General features: G+C 44.0%; 9 protein-coding genes. All 9 read right to left on the bottom strand.

Translation table 11 applies throughout. The features are described 5' to 3' along the window. Window positions 1–59 precede the first annotated feature (59 nt). Window positions 60–3,239 carry a pectinesterase family protein gene (locus L0M14_RS18310; protein WP_235118069.1) on the bottom strand — a complete coding sequence of 1,060 codons (3,180 nt, stop codon included), beginning with the start codon at window positions 3,237–3,239 and terminating at the stop codon, window positions 60–62. A 15-nt stretch (window positions 3,240–3,254) separates the two neighbouring features. After that, window positions 3,255–5,018, bottom strand: a complete 1,764-nt coding sequence (locus L0M14_RS18315; RefSeq protein WP_235118070.1) for an S-layer homology domain-containing protein — start codon at window positions 5,016–5,018, stop codon at window positions 3,255–3,257. A 70-nt stretch (window positions 5,019–5,088) separates the two neighbouring features. Beyond that, window positions 5,089–10,134: a pectinesterase family protein gene (locus tag L0M14_RS18320; RefSeq protein ID WP_235122953.1), complete on the bottom strand. Its 5,046-nt coding sequence runs from the start codon at window positions 10,132–10,134 to the stop codon at window positions 5,089–5,091. A 117-nt stretch (window positions 10,135–10,251) separates the two neighbouring features. After that, the gene (locus L0M14_RS18325) at window positions 10,252–11,853 is read right to left on the bottom strand and encodes a glycoside hydrolase family 43 protein (protein ID WP_235118071.1); all 1,602 of its coding nucleotides are present in this window, start codon (window positions 11,851–11,853) and stop codon (window positions 10,252–10,254) included. Between the two features lie 50 nt (window positions 11,854–11,903). Further along, window positions 11,904–12,743 (bottom strand): carbohydrate ABC transporter permease, encoded by an 840-nt coding sequence (locus tag L0M14_RS18330; protein WP_235118072.1) that lies wholly within the window; start codon window positions 12,741–12,743, stop codon window positions 11,904–11,906. Beyond that, the gene (locus L0M14_RS18335) at window positions 12,736–13,686 is read right to left on the bottom strand and encodes a carbohydrate ABC transporter permease (RefSeq protein ID WP_235118073.1); all 951 of its coding nucleotides are present in this window, start codon (window positions 13,684–13,686) and stop codon (window positions 12,736–12,738) included. Before L0M14_RS18335 ends, L0M14_RS18330 begins: the two co-directional genes overlap by 8 nt. 177 nt (window positions 13,687–13,863) lie before the next feature. Then, the gene (locus tag L0M14_RS18340; RefSeq protein ID WP_235118074.1) at window positions 13,864–14,829 is read right to left on the bottom strand and encodes a helix-turn-helix domain-containing protein; all 966 of its coding nucleotides are present in this window, start codon (window positions 14,827–14,829) and stop codon (window positions 13,864–13,866) included. A 52-nt stretch (window positions 14,830–14,881) separates the two neighbouring features. Then, the gene (locus L0M14_RS18345) at window positions 14,882–15,139 is read right to left on the bottom strand and encodes a response regulator (protein ID WP_235118075.1); all 258 of its coding nucleotides are present in this window, start codon (window positions 15,137–15,139) and stop codon (window positions 14,882–14,884) included. A gap of 1 nt (window position 15,140) precedes the next feature. Continuing rightward, entirely contained in the window at window positions 15,141–16,934 is a 1,794-nt protein-coding gene (locus L0M14_RS18350) for a sensor histidine kinase (RefSeq protein WP_235118076.1), read from the bottom strand. Between the last annotated feature and the right edge of the window lie 39 nt (window positions 16,935–16,973).

Below are 16,973 nucleotides of genomic sequence, written 5' to 3' on the forward strand. Positions count from 1 at the left end.
TTGTCGGGCTTTAGGGTTAGCCCCTGCTCCATAGCTGTTGTATTCCCCATAACGTGCTGTTAATTCATTGGCTTCCCCCAGTTAAACCATCCGTCGGGAGCAATGTGTGCGTCCATGTCTGTATGGATGTACTTCACGTTCGCATAGCCTCTCCAAGGTCTGCCTAATTCAGTGGAGCTGTCGATAGCCGCAGGATTTTGATCGATATCCCATGCGGGATCCCAATTCGCCACCTGCCCCTTTAAGAAAGAAGTCCCTCTTGTCAATTTTGAATTAAGGAAAGTGTAGCCGTATGGCGATAGCTGATCGGTGGATGCCGCCGTGACATAACCGCCGCCATTACCTACCATTTTTATTTCTGAATGATCGAAAATGGCGTTAGCATTTCCAAAAATCCAGTCAACATCACCTTCAATTATAGAATCCTTAAAATATTGCCGGCCGGAGTTAATATATAACGTATCCTGATAGCCGACAATTCGTACGTTATTGAAGTATGCCCGGTCAGCAACTACAAAAAGTGCAACAGAAGGACCGGCAGTTGATCTTGGGAAAGAAGAGTTTTGGAAGGTTAGGCTTTCAGCTGAAAAATCACTCGCTGTTACCTTGACCGAAAAGCTATTGCTCGTTCCTACGACTGCGTAATCATCATAGGTAAGAATGGTTCCGTCCCTGCTTTCACCTACCAGACTAACAAAAGGCTTGTTAATGGTGAGCTTCTCTTTGTAAACACCGTTCTTCATGAAAATGACTTGTCGTGTGGTGTTAGAACCAGAGATCGAGTTAATGGCGTCCGTAACCGTCGTAAAATCTCCGGTTCCATCTTTCGCTACAATAATTACATTCGCTGGAGTAGCACTCCGAACATTACTTCTGTTTCCCTCTCCCTGATCATTCACCGCAGAAACGGAATAGAAATAGGTCGTTCCATTCGTTAGCCCCATATCTGTAAAACTGGTTTCCGAAACGCTTGCTATTGTCTCATAGGGTCCTTCATATGTAGTCGCACGTTTAATGGAATAAGTCGCTGCACCTGCAACTTCACTCCACTGTAGAGCAACCCGATTACTGCCGGGTACAACCTTTACATTTTCCGGCTTAGAAGGCGCGCCATCCTTAAGATGAAACGGATAAGCGGCAACCTGATCGGAATTCATGCTAGTTGTACTTGAACTATTAGCCGAAACAACATAGTAATAAGTCGTATCATTCGTAACCGTCTCATCCTTGAAAGTCAAATCAGTCACGTTATCCGCAACAACAGCGTACGATCTGCCAGACAGCGTGCTCCTTTTTACCGTATAGGAAGCAGCTCCCGGAACTGCACTCCAAGTCAAAGTAACACTGGAATTCCCTTCGTTTGCCGTGAGACCATCTGGTCTATCAATAGGTACTACTGGTGTCATTTCGATAACGTTGGAGTTTCCAATGATCCCGCTGGAGCTTTTCGCTTGAATCACATATTGATAATTCGTTCCATCCGTTAATCCAGCGTCCGTATACGTTGTTGCTGATACCCCAGTAGCGAGAGATTGATACGTATCTCCCCCATTATCGCTTCGAAGCACATCATAACTTTCTGCACGATCAACGGCATCCCACTGCAGAGAAATTTGACTATCTCTCGCTGTGCCTTGAAGTACATAAGCCGCAACTGATAAAGGGGTTACCGCAACAGGTGTGCTATAACTGCTTTCACCATATGAAGTCACTGCGCTTACTTGGTAATAATACGTTGTGTTATTTTGCAGATTGGAATCATTGAATGTATTTGCCGATACATTTTCAAGCTGTTGATACGGTCCATCTACGGCTGTACTACGTTTCACATTATAGGAGAGAGCTTTGGCAACCGGCGACCAGCCAATCGTGGCAGTCGTGTTTCCGGCTATTGAATACATCCCGTCAGGTGTAAATGACTTCACGGTAAAGTTCATCCAGTTAAAATTAAAGCCGCCCTTGACCGCAGCGATTCTAAGAATCTGAGAACCAGCCTCAAGGTGAATGGTTGTGTTAACTGTTGTCCACCAGCTCCAGTTTCCTGTTGCCGGAATTTCGACTGTCGAAAGCACAGTGCCCTGCTGATCCATAAATTGAACTTTGCCTCCGCCACTTTTAGAAGCGACTCGAAGGTCCACCGAATAAAAATCAGTCGTGGCCACATCGACGTTGTAATCCATCCAATCGCCATCATCAATATAATCGACAACAGTTCCGCTGCCGCTGTCTGTGGTTGTTTCCGTTTGAACCCCATTCATTTCATACCAGTTCACAGCGTCGATTTGCCCCGGAATCGTTCCCGAAGACGTTGGAGTAGGAGTAGGAGGCGGAGCTTCTATAGCTGTAAATTTGATCCAATTCAAATTGAAGCCACCTGTTTTAGCATAAATTCGGATAGATTGGATACCGGCGGACAAGGTTGCCGTTGTACTGATCGTAGTCCAATTCTGATAGCCGGTTGTATTGGGCACATATACCGCAGACGTCACGGTACTTGTTTGATCTTGTAATTGAATTTCACCGCCTGTGGGTGAAGCGACGCGATAATCAACCGTATATGTGCCCGGATTCGTAACATTAACCATGTAGGTTAACCAATCGCCGGTATCAATATAGCTTACATTCAGCCCGCCGCCCGTATCTGAGGTGCTCTCTGTTCTTACATCACTCATCCCATCCCACGCTTCAGCTTCGATGATCCCAGGCGCGGCTTTGGGGAACGTCGCTGCATCGATGCTGGTAAATGCCAGCCAATTGAGATTAAATCCGCCTGTGCTCGTAGAAATCCGCACATTTTGTGTACCGGCATTAAGCTGGACCGGCAAACTAATCGTCGTCCACGTCTGAAAAGCTCTCGTGTTAGGGACGTACACGTTCGTCAATACGCTGCTGTTACTATCAAGAAGCTGGAATGATCTATCCGTATACTTGGAGGACACTCGAAAATCAACTTGATAAGTACCTGTTGAAGGAACGTTAATCGTATACTCCAACCAATCCCCAGCATCAATATAGGCAACATCTTGACCGCCGCCTGTATCACTGCTTGCCTCAGCTTGAACGCCATTCATCGCGGTCCAATTCTCCGCTTCGATTTGTCCGGGAATATCGACTGCTGCAGCTGCACTAGCGCTGCTATACGCGGGAAGCAAGCTGAAGAGCAGCACAGAGACTAAGACTATAGCAAATAGTCTTCTGATCGAGGCGCCTTTTCCCATAAAGGGAGAGGCTACTACCATAGGTCATCCCTCCTTTTATTGTTGATTGAAGATGTTGTACATAAGTACAACCGTCTCGGCCCTGGTCGTTGTTGCTTTCGGATGAACACCTTGTTCATCTCCGTGAATAATTCCTGCATGGACCAAACTGGAAACGCTCTCAGCAGCATACGAAGATATGTCCTTGTAATCGCTGAACTGAGCGAGTGTAGAATGATCTCCGTTTAGATTCAAGCGGTTCGTTGCTTGTAAAGCTCTTGCAGACAAGACCATCATATCTTCTCTAGTAATGGGCTCGAGCGGGTTGAATTTATTGTCGCCAGCCCCTTCGGCAATTCCCAAGCTTCTAGCTATTCGCAGGGGTTCATTGTAATAAGCCTGATCCGGCACATCATCGAAGGCGGCGCCGAGCGAACCTTTCAGCTCTAATGTTTTGACTAACAGGACCATGAAATCCGCTCTAGTGATGGCACGATTGGGTTGGAATTCAAGATCGGACACCCCGTTCACAATTCCCTTGGATGCCATCACTTCAATCTGATGTCTTGCCCATTCAGTCGATGCAAGATCATGGAATGTTTTCGTCTGGTAGCCAATGGCATAGGTGCTGAAATGCGTAGTTGTAAACGTCACTGCCCCACTAGTCTTATCGTACTTTCCACTGTAAACCGGAGTTATATGACCGTTACTCTCCACATACCACACAACGATATGTTCAGGATTCTGAATTTCTTGACTAGTCGGCTCATAAGGGATACTTACAACCAAAGGCGCGCTATCGTTGCTCCAAGGAATGATCTCATTTCCAGATGTGAACGATAACTCGATCGAAGGACGATTGAGATATTCATGGTCCCCTACTTTCAAATGGTCCACTGTTGACTTTTTGATATGAAGTTCAATCTCGTCCGCATCCGTCATACCACCAGGAAACAGATTATCAGGAATCGTCACACTGCCTACATCCGTACTTATTTCTATTTCTGCCTTCTTATCCGCATTGGAAAGCAATCGTGTCGGCAAAATACTGACATACTCATCTGCGTGATTGTTGTTTTCAACCTCGATCTTTACTTTCTTCATTCCAGATGCATTGGTATTGGTCTTATCTAAGACTGCTTGTAACGCATCTGGATTGACTGTAAAAGTAAATGATTTCTTACCTTCGTCGAACACCTCATGAGACGTTATCTTTTCTGGCGTTGCCGAGTCCGTACCTCCAGAATTGGAACCTGTCGAACCTCCGCCATTACCATTACCATTACCATTACCATTACCATTACCGTTACCGCCTCCGTTGCCGCCACCGCCATTTCCTCCACCTGGGCTCGAAATATGGGCTTCTACGAACTGTGAGCTGCTATGTTCAACCAAATCCAACTGGGAACTTACTACCTTTACACTGGATAAGCTGATTTTCGCATTTCCCGATTGAAGAGCTTTAAAGTTTACAGTAGCAAGTGTTGCGCTGCCGTTAGTACCAGATGTATCGCCGATTTCTGTATGCGTTAACTGAACCCCATTCGTTGTTAGCTTAGCGGATGCATCGTACCCCCCATGATTGGTATGATAATTAACAAAGCTCACTTGGGAGCTGTCAAAAGCAAGATTGATCTCATAGGCGTACATATCCGAGAGATGATCAGCTAGAACGGTAACTTTAAAATCCGAGTTAACTGTAGGACTATCATTGGAGATTTGAAGTGTAAAGTCAGGCTCGTCGTTCGCTTTCGTCACTACGGGATTTGCTAGGATCGTGAAGCACATAAGAGCAAATAAAAGCTTTAATTTGGTCATCATTCGGGCATTCCTTCCTTCCCCATTCAATTTAGGAGGCAGCTTGATGCTACAACTGCCCCCTACATGCAACTTAACTTCGGCTAATCACAATCTTGCGTGCCATTAGAACTAAATCAACGATATTTAACTGATGATCTTGATTGAGATCGTATCTCTTGACGGATGACCAGTCATTTGACGTTGATGTCACCCCATAATGCTGGTCGATGATTTGAAGGTCAATGACACCAGCGTTCGTGTTCATGGAAGCGTCAAAAGCTTGAATGGCTGCCGACAAGCTTTGCACCTCTTGATCAACAGCTGATTGTGCCGATGATGTATCGTTTTTTACTGCAAGCGCTTTTGTAATGGCATCATGTAGACGATTCACTGCATCTTGCGTATATTGTCCCCAGTAGGTTCCAATGGTGGCAGCAGCAGCTCGTGAATTGGCTTCGTTCAGCTTAGTAATCAATGTGGTCATATCAGCAGCTTCGAAAGCTTCCACAGCAACCTCATAAGAAGTTCCGTCTACCGCAATTTCGTTGCCGCTGCCATCGCTTACCCATACTTTGCTCAAGTTGATGGTACTTGTCGTTGCTTGTGCCGAGCTATCGATCATGAATTGGAGCTGCAGAATTCGACTCAGACTTCCTGTTAGTGATTGATCAGGTGAAGAACTCGCAATGAGGATTCTCACTTGACCTGGTGTTGTGACATGATGAATGACCGATACGCCATCAACTAAGGATTCTGCCGAGACAAACTGCATGTGCTCACTCGGGTAGGTGAATGTTAGATCCATCCCGTATACGCTCTGAGTTACACCTGAGAAACCATATACCAGCTCGAGCGACTGTCCCGCATTTACACGCTGCGGTCCAGTTAGAACACTACCTGCACGAACCGTAACTAATGCTGTTGCGTTCAGACTTGATCCATACACGGAGCCTGTAACGGTAAAAGTACCATTTTGGGCATACTGCTCAGGTGCAATTGGATCCCATACAACCGAAACCTGTGTAGTCGTTCCATTTGCATAAACAGCGTCTACCACAGACGGCAACAGGGGTGCAGTTCCCAGCGGTGTAGTCGTTTGGATGCTTGGAATAGATGTAATGGCTTCAGGATCCCAATCGTCAGTTCCATTGATCGTACTTGACTTGCTAAAAATATTAGCAAGTGTATAGTCGCTTGCCTCTTCGCTTGTTAACTGGTGAGTCCAAGAAAGACGCGCAGTCGGATTGGCACCGGGACCATAGCTGTTGTACTCCCCGTAATAGGCCGTTCTTTCATTACTTGCATTACCAAAATTGTTCCATCCCGTGGCAGCGATGTGAGCGCCGATATACGAGTTCAAGTATACGGTTTTCGCGTAAGGTCTCCACGGACGGCCCAAATCCACGCCATTTTTTCCGTTTATCAACGGTTCTCCTGTCACTTTGCTATCGAGGAATACATACCCGAACTTTTGCCCCAGCGGAGTGGATGCCGCCGTTACATGACCCGTTAGTCTTGAACGAAGCTCCGTATGATCAAACACCGCAATCCCAGGTCCGAAAATAAAATCAACAGAGCCGGAGATATAGCAATCTTTAAAATAGGAACGATAGGATTGAATCGTCGTATTGTTTGCGTAATTCAGAGGATCTGCGTTATCTGTTAGGTTACGAGTCAGTAATGTATCCTGATACGCAGTGATTCTGCTGTTCTCGAACATGACTTTATCCGCGTAGATATCGAGCGCTACGGACTGCCCGGAGCCAGACCCTGACGTATTTCTAATCGTTAGGTTCTTCCCATAAAAATCATGACCCTTAATCATCAACGTATAGTCTGTATATGTGCCCAGCCCAAGCGAAGATCCATTTGCAGACGTTTTCTTGGGACTATCATCGTAAGTCAGGATCACACCGTCTTCACTTTCACCAATCATAGAAATATAAGGCTTACTTTCTGGAATAAGGACCTTCTCGTAATAGAGACCATTTTTCACAAAAATAACGGCTCTTCCGTCATTTTGATCCGGAACTGCATGTATGGCCTCTTGAATGGTTCTATAGTCACCGCTTCCATCGGCAGCTACCAGTATGAACTGCTTAGCCCCAGACGCTACATCAGGAAGGACAGAGATATAAGCGGTAACTGGGAGCTCCGCTCCTTGTACTGTTCCCGTTACTTTGAATCCGCTCACATTTGTATGAGCATATAATCCAGGCGAAATATCGTCCCAAACAACGGGAAGAGACTGTGTTGTAAGATTATTCAGAACGGCTTTAACCTGATTAGGAAGTTGTGGAGCTGCACCCGCCGTTGTTTTCACGATTACAGGCAAGTAGCTATTTATGACTACGGACGTTACATGGACAGTAATGGCAGCCCGTTGAGCATATCCTGTTACCGTTCCATAAATGGTGACCGTTCCCGGTTGTGCGAACTTGGAGGAATCCATGAAATCCCAGATCACCGGTGCGTAATCAACAGACCCATTGTCCAACATGACCGGAACTTGCGCAGGAAGAATCGGTGCTGCGCCTACAGCAGTTGTCACCTGTAAGGGTTTAAATCCAATGACCGATTCTTGCCCTGTTATCGTAACCGGATACATCCCTAATATGGCGCTTCCATCATTCATGGATGCCGTTACAAGTACTTGGCCGTCCTGTTTTGCCGTAAGCACGCCATTTGCATCGATTGCTGCATGAGATGTAGGTGTCAGGTCGGTGTTGTATACAGCCCAGGTAACGCTCGAAGCCCCGCCGGTCGTTTTAGCAGCGCTGAAGCTCAAGCTGCCACCCTTCTCGGTAATGCTGCTTTTCCCATTAGATGGTTGAATGACAATTCCGTAGCCCGTATCCTCAGCTGAATCGCTGTGAACCTTCAAGTCATCGAGCATAACTTGTGAGGCCACAGTTGTATTATTATTAGGGCCAACCGATTTGAACGTACTAATATCCGGAGTTGCCAATGTTGAATCATAGAAAGGCTGACCGCTCAGTACTTTATTACCGTTGTAGTAAACATCAACAAGCTTGTTATTATAGTCCACTACCGTTTTTAGTGAGAACCAGGTATCAAGTGGAATCAACGGAATAATCGTTTGAGAGGTTTGGCCATTAATGACATAAGACAACGCACCCGAGTTTTCCGTATTCAACCAAAGGACGATCTTGCCGTTAGAAGAAAGCAATTGGAACACCCTATTATTTCCGGTAACCTTGGTCGCGTAGGTTCCCGTTGGTACGCCATTACTTACATTCTGCGGGGTTAGAAATTTCATGCTGACCTCTACCGATGTCGTTCCTGTTTGTGGGGCAAAGCTGCGCTGAGCCGTTACATAACCTGCTCCACGATCATTTAAATACATGCTGTTTGGACCGGATGCACCATCCGAAACAATATCTATAGAACCTAGATTACTGTTCGTAGTAGAAGGCGTCCAATATCCTCCTGGCGAATCCCCAACTTGATAATCCGAGAAGTCCTCATTCACGGGGAATGACTTGTCATATACAACTTCTCCGTCTTGGACAATGTTGCTGCTCTTCGTCAAGTTGATTCCTTGCGTCAATCTGCTGTCCTTGAAAAAGATATTTTCTGTATTCGTCAATATCGCTTTTGTAAACGCAACATTGATAAACTGTACGTTTTTCAATGTATTATCCGATGTAGGCGTAGAAGGTGCCCCTGTTAACGAGATTACGTTATCTGCTGCCGTACCCGCTGTATCATTATTAACAAGATTTATAAATCGGAAGTTGCTCATATCCGGCGGATAAATATCCGGTACATCCAATTTGTCATAATTGGAATTCAGATCGATTTTGTTAATCAGAGAATCTCGAACTTGAATATTTTTAATGTAACCGCCCCTGGAGGTGCTCGTTTTCACTTTAAAGCCCGGCGAAGCCGCATTGGATGAGACATCCACCGGAATCAGATTGCAATCCTCCGCATAGACGTCGCTGACGCCCCCTGACATTTCGCTGCCGATTACAATACCGCCATGACCGCCGCTGAACGTATCTCCACGGTAGTAAATAAACCGGGAAGGTCTGCCGATTTGACGCCCCTCTTCATTAATCCCGGATTTAATGGCACTGCTGTCATCTCCGGTTTGAAAGGTAGAATTCAGAATGTAAACGCTCTCGGAAGAGTTGGGATCAAATCCATCGCCGTTGTGCTGGGAGGTATTCACATCCAGATTGTATGCTGTAATGTCTTTGCTATACACAGGAACAATGGTCCACATCATACCGTTACGGATTCGCAATCCATCCAAATAAACGTTATGAGCGTTACTCAAACCAATCAAGTGACCGCCGCCATAGGAATGCCCTACCTCATCAACATCCTTGTCATACTCCTCACGCAGTAATAAACCATTCTCTTCATCACCAATCGTCCCCGGTCCCAGAATCGCAATGTTCTCAACTGAGTAGCCATAATTCGTGTGATCTAGAACACCTGCATTGATGAGACTCTGATAGGCCTCCGGTTCTTCAAGACTATGTCTCTGCAAAACGAAAGGCATGAAATCGGCTTTCTTAGTACTCGGCATGATTGCAGCGCCTGCATCCACATAAACGGTCATATTACTGTGCAAGAATATGCCGCCAGTTACATAGGAACCAGCAGGAAAATACAATGTATCGCCTGGTGTGACTGCATCAATAGCGGACTGAATCGCCGCAGTATCCAAGGTGCTTCCATCGCCTACAGCTCCGTAATCCTTAACATTGAAGCGCTTGCCCGTTCTTTTCGTCGTAATTTGAATGGTGTTGCTATCCAAGGATTCATTGCCATTCGCATCTTGTGCCCGAACCAAATAGCCATAGCTTGTTTCCGGGTTCAATCCAAGTACCTTGTAAAAAGTCTTATCCGTTGAACCGACTAGTGTCCCATCCAGATTGTAGATGTTATATCTAACAATATTGGAGTAATACAAAGGCTTTTCCCACACCAAGACCACCGACGCATCTGTATTCGACGCTGGTGCCATTCGCAAATCAGTTGGTGTATACATGCTCGAAGCATAACTGGAAGCGTTTACTAAATTAGATTTGTCAAATAGCGGTATCCCCGGCAAGTAGGAAGCAAGGAGTAACACGATCATCATCCACATACTTTGCTTCATCACTCTCAAACGAAACCCTCCTTTATCATCATTGGAACCATATAGCCTCATCGCATTCTTCGTTGAGTAGATCCCCCTCTCCTGCTCTATAATGAACTCCTATTACTTCCCCAATATCTATTTCCACTCCCTATAGGAGAAATAATCAAAATCAGCCGCCTTAAGCTGTCCAGATAGATCTTGAACACACATCCCGACAAATGTGCCTGTAAATCCCCAAGATCTGAAATACCCGTCTTGAGAAATGGTGGCATACTCATCAGATAGCTTGGCAGCATCCAAAACTGGCCCTATCAGGTTCCACTCACTGCCATCCATTGAATAATAAAATTGCAGATAACTTTCATTAAAATGGACTTTTAGCCATACACGCATCGTGTCAGCAAGAGTAATGGGTTCCTCCAGCAATTCGTTATACTTCCCACGCATGGAACTGATCAGCTGCAATACAGGACCTTTGCTTTCTTCGTGAGTGAGATGCAGATAATAATGATTCTCGGTGTTGTAGTAAGCAATTAAGCCAGCCATTTGTTGAAAATGATCCGGTGTAAACTCCAAACATGTTTCAACCTCCGCTTTAAACGATTGAAGCCGTCTAGCCACCATGCTCTGACGGTGTAAGGAATTCAGCGATTCCCTCCCCCTGATACGTAGCCAGCCAGGTCTTTCAGTTAACGACAACCAATCCGGGTGCGCGGGATCCCTTAACGTGCTGAAATGAACGGAAAGCTGCGTTTCATCAAAATGATCCAAGAACGGCACTTCAGGAAATGCATGGGAAGGCAGATTAGGGGGTTCCACTTCTTCCTGCGGACTCATGGTACTGTCTACAACACGCAACCATCCCTCTTCATTCCACTCACAGCGCTGAATGGCAGTTTCACGTCCCAAGTTGCATTCTCCATCTTCATTAACCGGTCTCGCACACAAATGAGCTATATACCATTCACCCGTCTGTGTTTCAACAAGACTCGCATGACCGGCTTTTTGCAATCGCAGGTGCGATTTTCCTTTGGAAGTAAGAACGGGATTGCATGGATCAACTTCATAGGGACCCGTCAGATTCCTAGAACGTGCAACCGTAACTGCATGATTGTAGCTGGTTCCCCCTTCCGCAACCATGAGATAATAGAACCCATCCTTTTTATACAAATGAGGTCCTTCCGTTCCTCCCAAACTCGTTCCTTTGAAAATCGTTGTAACAGGCCCTATTAGTCTTCGCTGATCGGCACAATATTCTTGAAGGTTAATGCCATGGAATCGGTTTCGGCCTTTTCTATGATCCCAAACCATATTAAGCAACCACTTTCTCCCGTCGTCATCGTGAAACAACGATGGATCGAACCCGCTGCTGTTTACATATACAGGCTCAGACCAGGGCCCATGTATATCTTGAGCTGTAATTACATAGTTAGGTGTATCTTTGTAAACGCCTGTAAGGCACTTTACATTGGAATATAGTAAGTAAAACTGTTGACCATCATGGCTTAAACAAGGCGCCCAGACTCCACCGGAATTCGGACAACCGATCAAATTGAGTTGACTCATGCGAGTGAGAGGATGTGTAAGCAACTGCCAGTTTACAAGATCCTTGGAATGGTGAATTTGTACGCCTGGAAACCATTCAAATGTGGAAGTGGCAAGGTAATAGTCATCTCCAACTCTTAAGAAAGAGGGGTCAGGATTAAACCCTCTTAGTACGGGGTTTTGAATTTTCATTTGAAGTCCTCCTAACAGATTTTGGTAATAGCCGCTTCTTTCTACTTTCTTTATCCCTTCACGGATCCCCCGGCTAACCCCTGGATTAAAAACCGCTGGATATACATGAACAGCAAAATAGGTGGAATCAAACCGATGATACTTCCTGCCGCAAGTGAACCGTATTCGACACTGTACTGGCCGATTAAGTATTTTAGGCCGATTGGAATGGTAAACTTCGACGCAGAAGTCAAGAATGAGAACGCGACTAGGAATTCATTCCAGCAGCCGATGAAGGCAAAAGCTGCCGTTGCGACAATCCCGGGAAGAATAACCGGTGTAATAATCGTAAAGATGACGCGGAACCTGCTTGCCCCGTCTACCATGGCCGCTTCGTCAATTTCCTTCGGAATTCCGCCAATAAATCCCTTCATCAACAGTGTGTTAAAGGCTACCTGCGATACAATATAAAACAATATAATCGCGTATGGCGTATTCATCAGCCCCATGCTTTTGAAGATGAGGAATAGCGGAATGACAAACAGGATTACCGGAAGCATTTGGGTGCTGAGCAGAATCAACATAAAGAGATTCTTCCCTGCAAATTTAAACCTGCTCAACGCATATCCATTGGTGATCGATAGAATGGCAACGAATATGACGGATACTAAACAAATAAATAGACTGTTGATGAAAAATCCCGAAAATTTATTCACACTCCACACCTTGATGAAGTTATCAAAGGTTATCGGACTGGGAAAATAGTGAATGGTAGAGCTTAGAATATCTTCTTCCCGCTTTAATGAAGTGGAAATGTCCCATAAAAATGGCAGTAGCACAAACAACAGTGTAGCTAGTAAAGGTATATAAAATAAGATCAAGGAAGTCAGCGTATGTCGTAATTTATTCATCTTGATCACTCCTGCTTAATTTTAAATATCCAATGACAAATATCATAAGTACAAAGAATGTAATGACACCCATCGCTGAAGCGTAGCCATAATTGCCGTTGAGGATCGCTGTTTTGAACATGTAAACAGGAAGCGTCGTGGTCATATTCATAGGACCGCCATCCGTCATCGTATAGATCATATCCATAGAATTAAATTCCCAAATAGCTCTTAACATCGTTGAGAAAATAATGCTTTCTTTCAAATAAGGCAACGTGATGGAGAACAATTTTCTTACTTTTCCGGCGCCGTCTACATCACAGGATTCATAAATGTCTTGCGGAATCGATTGCAGCGCAGCCAGCAAAGCTACCGCAAAGAACGGGATTCCTCTCCAGAGCTCTGCTACAATTACAGAACCGAACACCGTGTGGGTGTTGGCAAGCCAGGCAATATTCTCATGAATGATGCCGAGTTTTTTCAAAAGGTCATTGATCACGCCAATGTGTTGATTGAACATAAGCGACCATAGCATCGTGGTCAGTACACCCGAAACCGCCCATGGAATCAGTACCAGAGATCGGACTACACCACGAAAACGAAACGTTTGATTTAATAACAACGCCACAATGAGGCCAAACACAAGCTGTAACACAACCTCAATGACCACCCATTTAACGGTAATCCATAGCGAGCTTGGAAACAGCTCATCATGAAATAAGATTTCTCTAAAATTGCTAAGGCCAGCAAATCCAAAATCTTGTGGACGCGTCATATCGTAATTACGCAGCGCCAATTCAAAAACCTTAAGAATCGGAAAAAACATAATAACTGCAATCAAGATCAGTGTTGGGACAACTAGAACATAGGGTAAAAATCTATCCTCGCCAACCCATTTACTCAACTTTCTTTTTCTTCCAGCCGCTCCAAATGTACTGCCTGTAGTCTGTTGTTCTAGTTTCATTATTATTGATCACCTCTGTACTCATCATAAAATTTTAAAAGAATTATCTAAATAATATTTCTTGCAAATAGTGTTTGTTTTCTTCAATAAATGCCCGAGAAACAAAAAAGCCCTATCCACCACGGGATAAGACTCGGTATGTAGATCAAGTAGGGTCCATGGCGAGCTTCACTCTCATCATTGTCTATTTTGCTGCCGAAACTCAATAGGCGATAGACCGGTTTGCCGCTTGAACTGCACACTAAAATATTGGGTATTGATAAATCCAACTTTCTCAGCCACTTCATAAACCTTATAATCCGTGTGAATTAAGAGCTCAATCGCTTTTTCCATTCTAATACGGAGCACATAGTCACTAAAATTAACATCCGTATATCGTTTAAATAAGGTACTTACATATGATGGAGATATATGCACGGTTTCTGCTACAATCTTCAAATCTAAATCTACATTATCATAGTTATTCGTAATATAATCCATAATGGTTTTGAGAAAGGCTTGATGCGAGTTCCCTGAATACTTAACCTGATCATAGAACAAGATATTCTCAGTTATGGTGCTATCCTTTAACTGCGCTGCGATCATGGCTTCCTCATAGGAGAAAGCAATATGATTAAACCCCTTACCAAAACTGCCAATTCCCATCCGAACTTGAATTTTCAGATACTGATCTATAAGCCCAACCATGGTTTGAGAAATATGTTCCGTATCCTTTTTCATCTTTTCCAAATCTTCATGTGCAAAGTTAAATAGCAGGTTGATCCGGTGGTTGTAATGGACGATACAAACCTGATAATCATCCATTACTGTCGTTCCTAAAACCTCGTTGCATACATTTTTTATCGAGAACAGAAGCAGCTCCAGATCCTCCGGTTTATTCGGCTTTAAATATCGATCCATGCCGCTGTCCAGCCCAATTACAGCTATGCCAAACATGACACCGCAAAAAGATAATCCCAACAATTCGCACTCTTTTTCTACAAACTCTTCGCTTCCAATGCCTGCGATTAATCCGCTGAGAAATTGATTCACGATAAGCCCTTGACTCTTCCTCTCCTTCTCAAGCTTTCTCCGATCCTCCTCTAATGCTAAACATGCATTTACAACCACTTGCCGAATGCGATCATTGCTTTCATATTTCATAATATAATCAAATGCTTGAAGCTGGATCGCATCCTTCGCATAGCTAAAATCATCAAAAGCCTGACAAGAAAATGACTTTCATGTCCAGATTATTCTCTTTGATTAAACCGGCAAGCTTTAAACCATCTATGAACGGCATGCGAATGTCCGATAGCAAAATATCCGGCTTCACATTCTGAATAAGCTCCCAAGCTTCTAACCCATCCGCAGCTACACCCACGATTTGAATGTTATATTGTTCCCAAGGAATGCTGCGTTTGATCCCTTCTCTAATCCAAACATCATCATCAGCTATGAGCAGCTTAAACATGTTAATCACCTCTCCCTGTATTCGGTATTTTCACTCTTACAATGGTATATACTCCTGCTTCGCTCTCTAATTCCAATCCATAGTTACGGCCGAATTGGAGTACTAGACGTCTGTGCACATTACGTAAGCCGAATGTAACCGGCGCTTCATACACCTCATGTGATTGAATGGAAGCCAGTAGCTCTGCCTGTTTCTCCGGATGCATACCCGCCCCGTCATCAAATATTTCAAGAATGGCTATGTCCCCCTGCTGAGTTCCAGTAATGCGGATGCTTCCTCTCCCATACTTGCTCTTAATCCCATGATAGATGGCATTTTCGACAATCGGCTGAAGGGTTAATTTCATAATAGGAAGATGCAGCATGCTTTCTTCAATGTCAATTTCAAAATCAAAATTACCTGTATATCGAATATTTTGGATGCTTAAATAGCTCCTGATATGCTCAATTTCTTCCCATAACGAAATGACCTCTCTGCCTTTACTAATGCCGATTCGGAAGAAATGCGTCAAGGCGCTAACCATCGTGGAGGCTTTTTCCTTTTCATCCAGATCAATCAGATATTTAATGGAACCAAGCGTATTGTAAAGGAAATGAGGCTGAATTTGCGATTGTAAGGCGATCAGTTCAATCTCTCTTTTTTGCTCCTGTTCGTCCTTCACTTTTTCCAGCAATTCTTTCACAGAAACCACCAGGCTTTCCAGACCATGCGCAAGGACACCAAGCTCATTTTGCTCACTCAATTGGAAGCTTACATCTAAGTTGCCTTGCCGAACTCGCTTCACTTGTTGTGATAAATAACGGATTGGATTTGTCAAACTGCCGGCAAACATAGTCGCAACGACAATAAAAACTAACAATATAATAGCTACAACAATGAAAGTAATGGTTTTGATTTGGCTTGCTTTGCTGAGAATATCACTTTGAGGAACGATAGCAGCCAGCTTCCATTTATTTAAAGACAATGACGTGTACTGGATCATCATCGGTTCTCCCGAGTTGCTGCTTACCTTGAACTCACCGTTTTGCTCTCCATTATTCTTAATCTGATCTATGACGCTATCACTTATCGCATATTCTGAAGCTAACTCCTTCGAATACATAACGCCATCCGTACTGATTAGAGCAAGTGTTCCATTTGGACTTACCTTTACATTTCTTAAAATATTTAAAAGATACGATTCCTTCATGTTGATCAGACTAATTGCACTCACATTGGACTCTGCGTTTCCATAAATTTTAAACACACTCATGACTTTACGCGGCTGAACCGTGTTAAACACTTCATCGTCATGTGTATTAAGCCAATAGTAACCGTTTACACTCTCCTTATTTTGAAAGCGTTTGATCCATTCCTGCAGATTGATTCCGATACTTCGAGGTATAAAAAATTCTTCCTTCATATGAAACGTGCGCCCATTATTAAAAGTAACGAAAATGGAATCGATCATTTCATCATAATTGTGATACGAGATATCAAATTGCCGATGAAGCTCAATGAGATCATCATATCGATGTCCGTCAACATCTTGGTCGGTATTGGACAATATATTTTGAAAAGCTGAATTATTCTCGATAATGACTAGCTGTGCAAATACAGCATGAAACTTATCATTCAAAAATACACCTGTTTGCTCAAGCGTGTCATTCAATAGAAAATACGCGTTTCTTTCTAACTGCTTGACTGCCGTATAATAAGAAAAATACCCCGTGAGAATCACCGAGGATACCAGAATCGGTAAAAAATAAAGAAGCAGCTTTACTTTAATGGGCCTTCTTGAGAGATAAGAGATCATAGGTTCCTCCGCATGTTACCTTACTTTATGACATAAATT

The organism is Paenibacillus hexagrammi (assembly GCF_021513275.1).
GTDB lineage: Bacteria > Bacillota > Bacilli > Paenibacillales > NBRC-103111 > Paenibacillus_E > Paenibacillus_E hexagrammi.

Excerpts from the sequence above, each read along its gene's own strand:
- L0M14_RS18310 (WP_235118069.1), bottom strand. The coding sequence starts at position 3,239 with ATGGTAGTAGCCTCTCCCTTTATGGGAAAAGGCGCCTCGATCAGAAGA.
- L0M14_RS18315 (WP_235118070.1), bottom strand. The coding sequence starts at position 5,018 with ATGATGACCAAATTAAAGCTTTTATTTGCTCTTATGTGCTTCACGATC.
- L0M14_RS18320 (WP_235122953.1), bottom strand. The coding sequence starts at position 10,134 with ATGAAGCAAAGTATGTGGATGATGATCGTGTTACTCCTTGCTTCCTAC.
- L0M14_RS18325 (WP_235118071.1), bottom strand. The coding sequence starts at position 11,853 with ATGAAAATTCAAAACCCCGTACTAAGAGGGTTTAATCCTGACCCCTCT.
- L0M14_RS18330 (WP_235118072.1), bottom strand. The coding sequence starts at position 12,743 with ATGAATAAATTACGACATACGCTGACTTCCTTGATCTTATTTTATATA.
- L0M14_RS18335 (WP_235118073.1), bottom strand. The coding sequence starts at position 13,686 with ATGAAACTAGAACAACAGACTACAGGCAGTACATTTGGAGCGGCTGGA.
- L0M14_RS18340 (WP_235118074.1), bottom strand. The coding sequence starts at position 14,829 with ATGAAATATGAAAGCAATGATCGCATTCGGCAAGTGGTTGTAAATGCA.
- L0M14_RS18345 (WP_235118075.1), bottom strand. The coding sequence starts at position 15,139 with ATGTTTAAGCTGCTCATAGCTGATGATGATGTTTGGATTAGAGAAGGG.
- L0M14_RS18350 (WP_235118076.1), bottom strand. The coding sequence starts at position 16,934 with ATGATCTCTTATCTCTCAAGAAGGCCCATTAAAGTAAAGCTGCTTCTT.